Origin of the sequence: Butyrivibrio sp. FCS006 (genome assembly GCF_000424525.1) — a bacterium.
Taxonomy (GTDB): domain Bacteria; phylum Bacillota; class Clostridia; order Lachnospirales; family Lachnospiraceae; genus Butyrivibrio.
In genome coordinates this window covers 453,254-465,760 of record NZ_KE384205.1, presented here as the reverse complement: position 1 = coordinate 465,760, position 12,507 = coordinate 453,254, and the positions used below count along the sequence as shown (strand labels likewise).

Genomic DNA, 12,507 nt, shown 5'->3' with positions numbered 1-12,507 from the left:
TTGTATTTATGGGGGGAACAGGATGATTGACGTTATGAGAATGGATGGAGAATTTAACCTTTTAACTGACGGCGCAGGAATAGTGATATATTCAGTCGGGGCGATAAAGTGTAATGAGGGCGAGAACTTTTTTCAAAAAGAATTCAGCAGTCCAGATAAGGTGGCTGAGCACATTGCCAAGGGAGATATCATAGGCTTTAATACCGGCAGTTCCGGGGAATACAGGATCAAGGTCAGAGAAGGCTATCCCTCTGAGCAGATCATAAGTGAATATCCTGTGGCTATAAGACTGGCTTTGGATGTAAAGGGCGGGAAGGTTTACGTCATTGATCTGCTGTGGCTGACTGAATGGAGTGATGAAGTTCCCGAAGAACAGACGATTGTGCTGGATGATGGTATCTACCATGTTACGGTGTTGACCAGAAAGCCCGAATCCGGGATTTGGGGAGATGATCAGGAGATATATCTCTATTTTCAAGTTATCGACGAAATGCCTGAGATAATGTGGAAGGGCGTACCATACCTGTTTAAGGAGTGAAAATATCAACGCTATAGGGTATACTGTTAGTAGGCCAAGAGAGGAAGAATGAACATATGGTAATTAAGAATGTAAATCTTGAAACAGTCTGTGGTATAACCAGTACACTTCCGGACAATGCGCTTCCGGAGTTTGCTTTTGCCGGCAAGTCCAATGTGGGTAAGAGTTCTCTGATAAACGGTCTCATGAACCGCAAGAACTACGCGAGGACATCGCAGGAGCCTGGTAAGACACAGACTATCAATTATTATAATATAAACGGCGAGTTCTATCTGGTGGATCTTCCGGGGTACGGTTTTGCCAGGGTTTCCGAGAAGACCAAACAGCAGTGGGGCAAGATGATCGAGAATTATCTCCATACATCAAGGCAGCTTCGAAGGGTCTTTTTGCTGATAGATATAAGGCACGACCCTTCTGCAAATGACGTGCAGATGTACAAATGGATCGTGCATCAGGGCTTCCAGCCTGTCATCATCGCAACCAAGGCTGACAAGATCAAGCCTTCCCAGATGGAGAAGCATCTGAATATGCTCCGTCAGGGACTGGGGCTTCCTGAGGAACTTAGGATCTATCCGTATTCTGCGCTTAAGAAGACGGGAAGAGATGAGATTTATGAGCTCATGGACAGCATTCTGGCTGAGGATAAAGAGACTGATGAAGGAGGCACAGAGGAGTGAAGGACTTTTTCAGAAAAGTGAAGATGGAATACGTTGTTCAGTCACTTGTTATTATTGCAATCGGCGTTGTGCTCATAGCATGGGCACCGGCAGTTATTCCGCTTATGGCAAGAATTCTTGCAGCTCTTTTGTTTGTTGTCGGAGTACTGTTTGTGCTTTCATATTTCTTTAAAAAGGAAAGAGGCTTTGTGGACTCCGGTTCCTTTGCTTTCGGAATCATCGTGGCAGCAGTCGGCGTTTGGATTTTCCTTAATCCTGTTGCTTTCACGGATTTTATTCCTAAGATCTTCGGTGCTTTTATTCTTCTTAGCGGCATTAGAAATCTGGGACAGACATTCTCACTTGTGAGATATAAATATGGCCTTTGGTGGCTGTCGCTGATATTTGCGCTGGCAACTGTTGCGCTTGGTGCAGGACTTATCTTCAAGGCATCACAGGCTAACGAACTGATCGTAAGGCTTATCGGCGGATTCCTGGCCTATGACGGTGCATCAAACCTCTGGACTGCATCAAGGCTTGGCAAGTATGGAAAGGCTTTCGAGGCAGCTAAGCAGGAGGCTGAAGCAATCGATGTGGACGCAGAGATTGTGGATGTAGACAAAGACAGCGCTGAGAGATGAAACGAAATAAATAAAAATAAAGAAAATTGAAAGATAAATCACATTTTTGTCGGTTGAATCGCATTGATTTGCCGACAAAAATGTGATTTAATTTTTATAGGAGGATCACATCCTATGAAAAAATATATAACTCCTGCCAAGATAACTTCAGATGAGATCAAACTGCTAAGGGAGATCACGGGCATGACCCAGAAAGAGTTTGCTGAGTTTGTCGGTGTGTCCAAGCGTACGGTAGAGCGCTGGGAGTATTCAGATGATGAGATAACGGGACCTATCACTCTGATTGCGGACATGCTCATCAAAAACCATGATCTTCCGCAGAAGATACTGGTGCCTGAGAAAAAATATAAATTGAGACTATGGTACATGTATCACAGCTTTGTCTGTTCGATAATTGATGTGGATGAGATGGAACGGAAGGTTGAAGTTCACAATTTCATTTCCAATCCGCTGTATCGGGCTATGGGTGTGAACACTGAACCCACTTATGAGGAATATGAGGAATTTGTCAGATCAAGATGTTTTCCTGAAACCAGGGACAAGCTAAAACTTGAACTCAAGAAACTGGACATACCGTTCTATGACCCCATCATGATTATAGAAAAGACTGAGGGTCGCATGGCGGACGATGATTTCTGGATAAGAATAGAGAGATGATATATGGTGAAGCTGTTTGATGAGGATATTAAAACTACAGATCGGAAGTCATCTAAGGGAAACCAGCTGAAATTCGAAAGAGACGGATTCTGGTACAAGGCTGATAACCTGGGCTATGAGGGACTGGCTGAGTGTGTTGTATCAGCTCTTTTGCATAAGTCTTCTCTTGATGAAAAAGAGTTTACCGACTACGAGCAGGAATCCATAGAATACAATGACAACATATACAGGGGATGTAAAAGCCCGGACTTTACCGACGGATGGAAACTCATCACCCTGGAGAGGCTCTTTTTACAGACATATGGAACGTCTCTTAATAAGATGATCTATAGCACTGCTGATCATACTGAAAGACTGAGACTTATCGTTGGTCAGACAGAGAGGATTACCGGCATTAGTGATTTCGGCCCTTACATGAACAGGCTTCTTACTTTGGATGCGCTCTTCCTTAATGAGGACAGGCACACTCACAATATGGCGGTTCTTATGAATGATAGAAAAGAGTTCCGTTTATGTCCGATATTTGATAACGGAGGAGCTCTGCTTTCGGATACCAAAATGGATTATCCGTTGGGCCGGGATGTCTATGAACAGATTTGGCAGGTAAGGCCCAAGACTTTTGGCGAAACCTTTGAAGAACAGCTCGAGATTTCAGAGAAACTGTACGGAAACAATATCTCTTTTACCTACTCGGAAAAAGATGTTGATTCGGCCATTAAAGGCTTATCGGATTACAGTACGCAGGAAAAAGAGCGCGTTAAAGAGATAATACTTCAGACAAGAAGAAAGTATGGATATCTCTTTTCGAAATAGGTTGACGCTCAATCACTTTAGTGCTACAATTTGCTAAACCAATGAGAAAGAAGAGTACTTCATTTTTGAAGCTCACAGAGAGTATCCAGTGGTGAGAGGATGCAGTGGATGGATGAAGGAATGGACTTTTGAGGGCGAAGCGAAAGGGCGATAGCCTTAGTAGTATTCGACGGGAACTCCCGTTACAGAGTAGAGGAAGTGTTGGCTTTCTCATGAGAGATCGGATCATCCGATAAGCAAGGTGGCACCGCAGGATAACAGTCCTGTCCTTGTATGAAACTTCATACAGGGACAGGCTTTTTTATTACAAAAAAAACGCGTTCCCTGTACCAACACATTTTGATAGCCGCACAGACGGCAAGGAGGATTAAAAATGGACGTACAGAGCACAGCAAAAAGAGAAGTATTGGTTGAGGAAAAGAAGGGACTTGCTAACACAAGAAACCTCATCCTGGTTGGAGTTATGATGGCAGTAGGCATCGTTCTTCGTATGTTTGCGGGAGTTATTGCACTTGGTAACATGCACCCTAACTTCCTGATCGCAACATACTGCCTGGCTATTTTCATCATCAAGCCTAACCTCAAAGAGGCAGCAGCTATCGGTCTTATATCAGGCGCAATCTCACAGATCGGAACATCAATGCCATGGCTTGGACTTGGCTCTGAGACACTTGGAGCAATCGCTATGTGCCTGCTTATAAGGCTTGCACTTCCCAAGTATGTTAAGCCCGTTGTCTGCACATTCCTGGCAACACTTATCTCAGGATTCGCATTTGTCGGACTCGCAGCACTTACCTATGCTAAGCCGATGCCCGGAGCACAGTTTGTAAGCATGGCTATTGTAACTATTGTGACAGCACTTCTCAACATGGTCATTGTTACAGTACTCAGTATTCCGGTTAATAAAGTTATGGGAAATAAGGAAGAAGAATGATTTCAGTTAAGAATTTAGGTTTTGTCTATAAGAACAGTAAAACAGCAGCACTCGATGACATAAATATCGAGATCGCAGACGGAGATTTCGTAGGAATTACCGGCACTTCAGGTGCCGGTAAAACTACGTTTACCTTCGCATTAAACGGAATAATTCCCCAGAAGATAAAGGGAGATTTTTACGGAGCAGTGACCATTGACGGTGTTGATACTGCTGAACATCCGGCCGAGGAATTTGCAAGGAAGGTCGGAGAGGTCTTCCAGGATATCGATTCGCAGATGGTGGCTTCGGTTGTGGAAGATGAGATACTTTTCGGACTTGAGAACTTCGGCGTTCCACACGAAGAGATTGGGGCGCGCGTAGACAGAGTCTTGCACGAGCTTGGAATAGAAGACCTTCGTGACCGTGAGATTTCAAGCCTCTCAGGAGGTCAGAAGCAGAAGGTGGCAATAGCATCAATGCTTGCGCTTGAACCTGAAGTGATAGTTCTGGATGAGCCCACAGGTGAGCTGGACCCCGAGAGCAGCAGAGAGATCTTTAAGATACTTACTGCCCTTAACAGAGAGAAGGGCATCACTGTAATTATTGTCGAGCAAAAGATCATGCTCCTTTGCGAGTATGTTAAACATATGATGGTTCTTGATAAAGGCAAGGTTGCCTTTTACGGAACCCCGAGAGATATGGCAGCATCCATCAACACCTTCAAGGACCTTGGCATAAACGTGCCAAGAGTAACCGAGCTTTCAGCAGAGCTCATCAGGGAAAAGATATATGACGGTGAGGTTACGCTTACTGTGGATGATGCAGAGAAGATGGTCAGGAGGATCCTTGAATGATACGTTTTGAAGATGTTAGTTTCGGATACTCCGAGAAAAGACCTATTTTAAAAGACTTAAACTTCCGCATCGAAAAGGGAGGTTTTGTGGCGCTGATCGGTGCCAACGGTGCAGGTAAGAGCACCATAAGCCGCCTTACCAACGGCCTTTTGCATCCAACCAAAGGTCATGTTTACCTTAATGGAAAAGACACTTTACAGACCCCTTCGAGTACACTTGCAAGGGACTGTGGATTTCTTTTCCAGAATCCCGACAGACAGATCTGCGAAAACACTGTAAGGGATGAGATAGCTTTTTCCATGAAGGCGCAAGGGTGGTCTGAGGATAGGATCAAAGATCGCACAGAGCAGGTCCTTGAGACCTTTAAACTTGACCCTGAGTGGTTCCCCTTTTCAAGAAGCCGCGGAGAGAGACAGAGGATTGCACTTGCCGGAGTGATTGCCTGCGAGCCCGAGCTGCTTATTCTCGATGAGCCCACGACAGGACTTGATTACCTTGAGTGTATCCGCATCATGGATTATGTCACAAGGCTCAATGTGGAAAAGGGCGTAACGGTCCTAATGGTCAGTCATGATATGGAGCTGGTCCAGTCCTATGCAAAGAGTGTCATCGTACTCAACCATGGCGAGATCCTGGGACAGGGTCCTACAAAAGAGATGATGAAAAATGTCGACGTCCTTAAAAAGGCCAGAGTGCTCCCAGCGCAGATACCTGAGCTGGCGCTTCGCTTTGGGGATGAGTTTAAGGATGTGTTTACTATTGAAGAGATGCTTGACGCCCTTCGAGGGAAAGCTCAGAAGGGAGGCGCGTTATGAATCTTTTGAACTATGTGCCGGGAGATAGCTTTCTTCATAAGTTAAATCCTGTGACCAAACTGGCTGCGGCTTTTATGTATGGAATCGCAGCAATACTGTGTGAGAATGTTTTTGCGGAAGTTTTGTTTATCGTGGCGATGATCTTGATTTCTGCAACAGCCGGGCTTTTTAAGAGAGCTCTTTTCCTTACGAGAAACCTGATGATCCTGGGACTTATTATGTTCGTGATACAGCTCTTTTTCGTAAGAGACGGAAGTCCCCTTCTGGTTATCGGAGGCGTGGTGCTGTTTACGACCGGCGGCCTTAAGAGTGCACTGCTCTTGTCACTTAGAGTTATCGCAGCGATGCTTCCTCTGATGCTGTTGTTCGCGATCACCCGTATGAATGATCTTTGCAATGCGCTGGTAAAAAGGCTTCATCTGCCCTACAGATATGCGTTTATTGTTACCACTGCGTTCAGGTTTGTGCCGATATTTGCAACTGAGTTCCACGACATTCAGGATGCGCAGAAGGCCAGAGGCGTGGATTTTGATACAAAAAACATCTTCAGGAAGCTGGGGCTTATTGCGCCGCTGTGCGTGCCTCTTTTGGTATCAAGTCTTAAGAAGGTAGATGTATCTGCTATGTCTGCGGAGATGAGAGGGTTTGAACTTAGGGGCTATAAGAGCGGTTACAAGGAGTATCCTTTTGCTGTAAGGGATGTGGTCACTGTTCTGGTGCTGGTTGCGCTTATAGTGGCTGTTGTTGTTTTTAAAACTGTTTTGTGAGTGAGAGAAAGTTATGGATAAATCTGTTAGTTTGAAATACGGAACTGAAGTGGTGGATATTGAGATCAAGGGCGCGAAGTCCATTGAGTTTTTAAACCCGGATCCGATGCCTGAGATAGAGGATGTTTCAGAGGCTTTCAGGCTATGCGTCGAGGAGGGGGCAATTGCTTCTGCACCGCTTCGCGAGAAGATTTCGGCAGGTGATGAGATTACGATAGTGGTATCAGATATCACCAGGAGCTGGATGCACCAGGGAGATATAGTGACTCTCCTGGGGCATTATCTTCATGATACTTGTGCTGTTCCTTTTGAAAACATCTGCGTGTTAATCGCACTTGGTACTCACAGGAAATCTTCTGAACAGGAAAAAGAGATAATCGCAGGCTCCTACATGTATCAGAATGTTACGGTTGTGGATCATGACTGCGATGGTGAATGTGTACTTGTCGGACAGACTTCAAGAGGCACAGATGTGCGCGTCAATCCTTTGGTTGTTGGCAGAAAAGTCATCGTGGTCGGAGGAACTGTTCATCACATGATGGCAGGCTTTGGCGGCGGAAGAAAGAACATCCTGCCGGGAGTTGCTTCAAGGCAGACTATACGTCAGAACCATCAGAGGGCGCTGGATCCCAAGCTTGCTCATTCAGACCCCAGGGTTGGATGCGCTCTTTTGGATAATAATCCTATCAACGAGGACATGAACGAGGCTGCGGCTCTGGTTGAAGTGACTTACGGCATCAATATCGTGGTTGCTACAAGTGGCAGGTACAGCGGACTCTTTGGCGGAGACCTATACGAAGCGTGGAAGGAGAGCTGTCTTTTCCAAAAGAAGTGTTACGAGAAGTGGATCGACGAGGAAGCTGACATTGTCATCGTCAGCAGCGGCGGAGCGCCCAAGGACATGAACCTGTATCAGGGCTGCAAGGGCATGCTCAACGGCATGAGAGCCATGAAGGAAGGCGGACAGATGCTCTGGCTCTGTAAGTGCCCTGAAGGATGCGGAGCTCCCGACTACACAGCGTGGCTTGCGCCTCTTAAGGAAGGCAGACTCGATGAGGCTCTTCGCGCAGACTTCACCATCGGCGGATTTATCTTTTACCTGACTGTCGAGAACCTGAGGAAGGGAGAGTGCAGGATTCTCACCACTATTGACGGCGATACGACAGGGCCTATGGGTATGGAGGCGTTTACTGATGCTGCGGAGTTTGTGTCCGGCGTTGATTTCACGGATAAGAAGGTTTATGTGATTCCCTACGGCGGATCAGTTGTGCCGATGGTTAAAGGGAAGGATTGATGTTGAAAATGTGATTTTATGCCTTCAGTAATAGAAAATGCTACCCTAGGGCATACATTTTTAACGATAAGAAGAAATAATAATTAGCACTCTCTTGACGAGAGTGCTAATTTGTGTTATACAAAGAATAGAACAACAAACACAGAGCAGGAAATCCATTTTGCCTGCGGAGAGGAGTGTTTATGAATATACAGAAGTTTACCCAGAAATCAATTGAAGCCGTGCAGAACTGTGAGAAGGTTGCGGTTGAGTACGGCAATCAGGAAATTGAACAGGAACACCTTCTATATTCTCTCATGACAATTGAGGATAGCTTAATTGCCAAGCTTGTAGAGCGTATGGGGGTCGACACAAGGTCTTTTATCATGAGGATAGAAGAGGCTATCGGCAAGAGAACCAAGGTATCCGGAGGCCAGCCGTATATCGGCGCTGACCTTAATAAGGCGCTGCTGTCCGCTGAGGATGAGGCCAAAGCACTTGGAGATTCCTATGTTTCCGTTGAGCATTTGTTCATGGCTGTGATCAAGAAGCCTAACAAGGCGGTAAAAGAGCTTTTGGCGCAGTTCGGAATTGACAGGAACAGATTCCTTCAGGTGCTGTCTGAGGTTCGTGGCAACAGAAATGTGACAACGGATAATCCGGAGGCGACTTACGATACTCTGAATAAGTACGGAACAGAACTGGTTGAGAAGGCCAGACGTCAGAAGCTCGATCCTGTAATTGGCAGAGATACTGAGATCCGTAATGTCATCAGGATTTTGTCGAGGAAGACTAAGAACAATCCTGTACTCATCGGTGAGCCAGGTGTTGGTAAGACTGCGGTTGTAGAAGCACTTGCTCAGAGAATAGCCAGTGGCGATGTTCCGACAGCGCTCAAGGACAAAAAGATCTTTTCCCTTGATATGGGCGCTCTGGTGGCCGGAGCCAAGTACAGGGGCGAGTTTGAGGAGAGGCTCAAGGCCGTCCTTGAGGATGTAAAACAGTCGGATGGTGAGATCATTCTTTTCATAGATGAGCTGCATTTGATCGTTGGCGCAGGTAAGACCGACGGCGCAATGGATGCGGGCAACATGCTTAAGCCTATGCTGGCAAGGGGCGAGCTTCACTGTATCGGCGCAACGACGCTGAACGAATACAGGCAGTACATCGAGAAGGATGCTGCCCTTGAGAGACGTTTCCAGCCGGTTATGGTGGACGAGCCTACCGTTGAGGATACCATAAGTATCTTGAGGGGCCTTAAGGAGAGGTACGAGGTCTTTCACGGAGTAAAGATCATGGACTCTGCGCTGGTGAGTGCTGCGGTTCTTTCGAATAGATATATTTCGGACAGGTTCCTTCCGGATAAGGCTATAGACCTGGTGGATGAGGCTTGCGCGCTGATCAAGACCGAGATGGATTCAATGCCGGCGGAGCTCGATGAGATGAATCGTAAGATCATGCAGATGCAGATCGAGGAGGCGGCTCTTAAGAAAGAGGATGACTCCTTAAGCATTGAGCGTCTTAAGAATTTGCAGAAAGAGCTTTCGGAGCTGCGTGAGGAGTTCGATACCAGGAAGGCTCAGTGGGACAATGAGAAGCAGGCGGTTGATAAGCTTGCTGCAATGCGTGAGCAGATAGATACCATAAATTCTGAGATTGCGATTGCCCAGAGAGACGGTGATTACGAGAAGGCCGGAGAGCTTCAGTATGCAAAGCTCCCTGCTCTTAAGAAGCAGCTGGAGGAGGCTGAGGAGGCGGCTAAGGCCGGCGAGAATGAGACTTCGCTTGTGCATGAGAGAGTTTCCGATGAGGAGATTGCAGGTATCATCAGCAGATGGACCGGAATTCCTGTAAATAAATTGACTGAGAGTGAGAGGAACAAGACTCTGCATCTGGCAGATGAACTTCATCATCGTGTCATCGGTCAGGACGATGCTGTAACCAAGGTTTCTGAGGCAATCATGAGATCCAAGGCAGGCATCAAGGATCCTAGTAAGCCAATCGGTTCATTCCTGTTCCTCGGACCTACAGGTGTTGGTAAGACAGAGCTTGCCAAGTCGCTGGCACAGGCGCTCTTTGATGATGAGAACAACATGGTCAGAATTGATATGAGTGAGTACATGGAGAAGTTTTCCGTGTCCAGACTTATCGGAGCACCTCCCGGATATGTTGGATATGAGGAAGGTGGCCAGCTGACAGAAGCTGTAAGACGTAAGCCTTATGCGGTAGTTCTTTTCGATGAGATCGAGAAGGCTCACCCGGATGTCTTTAACGTGCTTCTTCAGATCCTGGATGACGGACGTGTTACGGATTCTCAGGGCAGGACTGTGGACTTCAAGAACACTATCCTTATCATGACTTCAAACATTGGCGCCCAGTACCTGCTTGATGGAATCAGGGATGACGGAACCATCAGCGAGGATGCTGAGAATATGACTATGGATGATCTGCGCGGACACTTCAGGCCTGAGTTCCTCAACAGACTTGATGAGATAATCATGTTCAAGCCTCTGACCAAGGACAACATCGGAAACATAGTAGGCCTCATCGTTGATGACCTTAACAAGAGACTTGCCGACAGAGAAATCAGCGTTCGCCTGACTCCTGCTGCAAGGCAGTTTGTCATCGACAACGCTTACGACCCGATCTACGGCGCAAGACCTCTTAAGAGATTCGTGCAGAAATATGTTGAGACGCTTTCAGCAAAGCTGATCCTTGAAGACAGGGTAGCTCCTCATGATATAATTGAGTTTGACGTACAAGGTGGAGAACTTGTCGCAAGCGCAGTGAAGGGATGAGTCACCGGGGACGTTTCACTTTGACTCATTTTGAGACACCGGGGACGTTTCACTTTGACTCATTATGAGTCAATGGGGGAGTCAAAGGGGACGGTTCTCTTTGACTCCTCGCCGGTTCACCGATTCTGCGAATAGAAAGGAACATGTAATATATGGATAACAGCTGCAAGAGATGCCTGTTGCGCGACATGGCGGGCAATGAGGACATCAAATCACAGCTAGAGAAGACAAGAAGCCTGATGTCAGATGATGAGAAGGCTTCTGATGAGAAATATGAAAAGAGGTTGTCACAGTGCAAGAGCTGTGACAACCTTCTTGATGCTACCTGCCTTAAGTGTGGGTGCTATGTTGAGATAAGGGCACTGGCTGACGGCGCAAGATGCCCGGCCAAGAAGTGGTAAGCTGTTAGGGAGTCAACGGGGACGGTTCTCTATGACTCCCTTTTTTATGAAAGTCATGCTCAAAGCTAAAAAGTGAGTTGACGCATGACTATCAATTCAAAGATTTTGTTCAAAAACTTTTGTCTGCCATATTTTCTATACCCTGCAATGAGTTTGCTTGATATACATAGAAAATAAATTTGCACAAAAACTTTGGATAGCCTTATTTCCATGCCCTATGCTTACTTTTGCTCATATATATAGAAACCCATTCTGGCTTGCCAACAACTTTCCATACCCCAAGACAACTTTTTTAACTATATATAGAAAAATCAATAATCAAGCTTTTCAATCCTCTTTATTTTCCATAACTTAGCCCCGGTTAGACTCATATATATATAAAATCTCAGAATCAAAGATTTTCTACGCCCATAAGACACTTTTCACAATATAAGTAGAAGGGATTTCCTGTTATAATTTGAATACCTCTTTTTTCTACGCCAACGGAGAACTTTTTCAAATATAGGTAGAAAAAAACTCAGGGCATTCTACGCCCACAGGCTACTTTTATCTGTATAGGTAGAAAATAACCCCTTATGCAAATTTCCTCTCCTTGGCTTTCTACGCCCATAGGCCACTTCTGACCATATGGGTAGAAAATCAAAAAATGAGCCACTGACTCCGTCCCTAGGGCTCAAAAAATGAGCCATTGACTCCGTCCCCGGGGTTCATTATCATTAAGCTATGACTAAGAAGAAGCTTGCTCTCGAGGTAATCGAGAGACTAAAAAAAGAATATCCGGATTCCAATTGCACACTGGCATATGACAAGGCGTGGCAGCTGCTGGTGAGCGTAAGGCTTGCAGCGCAGTGCACGGACAAGAGAGTGGATATGATAACCCCGCTCCTGTATGAGAAGTTCCCGAGCATTGAGGCACTAGCCAAGGCACCGGTGGAAGAGATTGAAGAAATCGTAAGGCCCTGTGGTCTTGGTAATTCCAAGGCAAGGGATATTTCCGCATGCATGAAGATGCTGCATGAAACCTATAACGACAAGGTTCCGGATACCATGGAAGAGCTTCTTAAGCTCCCGGGAGTTGGCAGGAAGAGTGCAAACCTGGTTCTCGGCGATGTATATGGCAAGCCTGCTATCGTCACTGATACCCACTGCATCAGACTCTGCAACCTCATTGGGCTTGTTGACAATATCAAGGAACCTGCCAAGGTGGAAAAAGAGCTGTGGAAGATCATTCCGCCTGAAGAAGGCAACGGTCTTTGCCATCGCTTCGTTGATCACGGCAGAGCAGTGTGCATCGCCAGACGCCCGAACTGTGCAGAGTGTTGTCTCAAGGACATCTGCAAGACCGGCAAGAAGTCCTAAATCTCGCCCAGCAAACACA

General features: G+C 46.2%; 13 protein-coding genes and 1 other annotated feature. All 13 genes read left to right on the top strand.

The window, feature by feature from the left end; translation table 11 throughout:
• Window positions 1–22 precede the first annotated feature (22 nt).
• The 13 genes from G633_RS0116520 to G633_RS0116460 all read left to right on the top strand — a co-directional run bounded on the left by G633_RS0116520 (window position 23) and on the right by G633_RS0116460 (window position 12,488).
• A complete protein-coding gene (locus G633_RS0116520) occupies window positions 23–538 on the top strand; it encodes a hypothetical protein (RefSeq protein WP_022768685.1) in 516 nt (171 codons plus the stop codon).
• A 56-nt stretch (window positions 539–594) separates the two neighbouring features.
• Window positions 595–1,215: a ribosome biogenesis GTP-binding protein YihA/YsxC gene (gene yihA / locus G633_RS0116515; RefSeq protein WP_022768684.1), complete on the top strand. Its 621-nt coding sequence runs from the start codon at window positions 595–597 to the stop codon at window positions 1,213–1,215.
• On the top strand, window positions 1,212–1,835 hold the full coding sequence (locus G633_RS19600) for an HdeD family acid-resistance protein (RefSeq protein ID WP_022768683.1): 624 nt from the start codon (window positions 1,212–1,214) through the stop codon (window positions 1,833–1,835). Before yihA ends, G633_RS19600 begins: the two co-directional genes overlap by 4 nt.
• A 114-nt stretch (window positions 1,836–1,949) precedes the next feature.
• Window positions 1,950–2,492 (top strand): helix-turn-helix domain-containing protein, encoded by a 543-nt coding sequence (locus G633_RS0116505; protein ID WP_026512495.1) that lies wholly within the window; start codon window positions 1,950–1,952, stop codon window positions 2,490–2,492.
• 3 nt (window positions 2,493–2,495) lie between these two features.
• Window positions 2,496–3,305 (top strand): hypothetical protein, encoded by an 810-nt coding sequence (locus tag G633_RS0116500; protein ID WP_022768682.1) that lies wholly within the window; start codon window positions 2,496–2,498, stop codon window positions 3,303–3,305.
• A gap of 32 nt (window positions 3,306–3,337) precedes the next feature.
• Window positions 3,338–3,579, top strand: a binding site (T-box leader).
• Window positions 3,580–3,678: 99 nt separating this feature from the next.
• Window positions 3,679–4,239, top strand: coding sequence for a hypothetical protein (locus tag G633_RS0116495; protein ID WP_022768681.1), 561 nt, complete (start codon window positions 3,679–3,681; stop codon window positions 4,237–4,239).
• Window positions 4,236–5,075 carry an energy-coupling factor ABC transporter ATP-binding protein gene (locus tag G633_RS0116490; protein WP_026512494.1) on the top strand — a complete coding sequence of 280 codons (840 nt, stop codon included), beginning with the start codon at window positions 4,236–4,238 and terminating at the stop codon, window positions 5,073–5,075. Before G633_RS0116495 ends, G633_RS0116490 begins: the two co-directional genes overlap by 4 nt.
• Window positions 5,072–5,890, top strand: coding sequence for an energy-coupling factor ABC transporter ATP-binding protein (locus G633_RS0116485; RefSeq protein WP_026512493.1), 819 nt, complete (start codon window positions 5,072–5,074; stop codon window positions 5,888–5,890). Before G633_RS0116490 ends, G633_RS0116485 begins: the two co-directional genes overlap by 4 nt.
• Complete coding sequence (locus G633_RS0116480; RefSeq protein ID WP_022768680.1) at window positions 5,887–6,657, top strand: energy-coupling factor transporter transmembrane component T family protein; 771 nt, start codon at window positions 5,887–5,889, stop codon at window positions 6,655–6,657. The genes G633_RS0116485 and G633_RS0116480 overlap by 4 nt, the downstream gene beginning before the upstream one ends.
• Window positions 6,658–6,670: 13 nt before the next feature.
• On the top strand, window positions 6,671–7,951 hold the full coding sequence (larA, locus tag G633_RS0116475; RefSeq protein WP_022768678.1) for a nickel-dependent lactate racemase: 1,281 nt from the start codon (window positions 6,671–6,673) through the stop codon (window positions 7,949–7,951).
• Window positions 7,952–8,133: 182 nt separating this feature from the next.
• A complete protein-coding gene (clpB, locus tag G633_RS0116470) occupies window positions 8,134–10,728 on the top strand; it encodes an ATP-dependent chaperone ClpB (RefSeq protein ID WP_022768677.1) in 2,595 nt (864 codons plus the stop codon).
• A 152-nt stretch (window positions 10,729–10,880) separates the two neighbouring features.
• Window positions 10,881–11,129 (top strand): DUF6171 family protein, encoded by a 249-nt coding sequence (locus G633_RS0116465; RefSeq protein WP_022768676.1) that lies wholly within the window; start codon window positions 10,881–10,883, stop codon window positions 11,127–11,129.
• Window positions 11,130–11,852: 723 nt separating this feature from the next.
• Window positions 11,853–12,488 carry an endonuclease III domain-containing protein gene (locus G633_RS0116460; protein ID WP_022768675.1) on the top strand — a complete coding sequence of 212 codons (636 nt, stop codon included), beginning with the start codon at window positions 11,853–11,855 and terminating at the stop codon, window positions 12,486–12,488.
• Window positions 12,489–12,507: the final 19 nt, after the last annotated feature.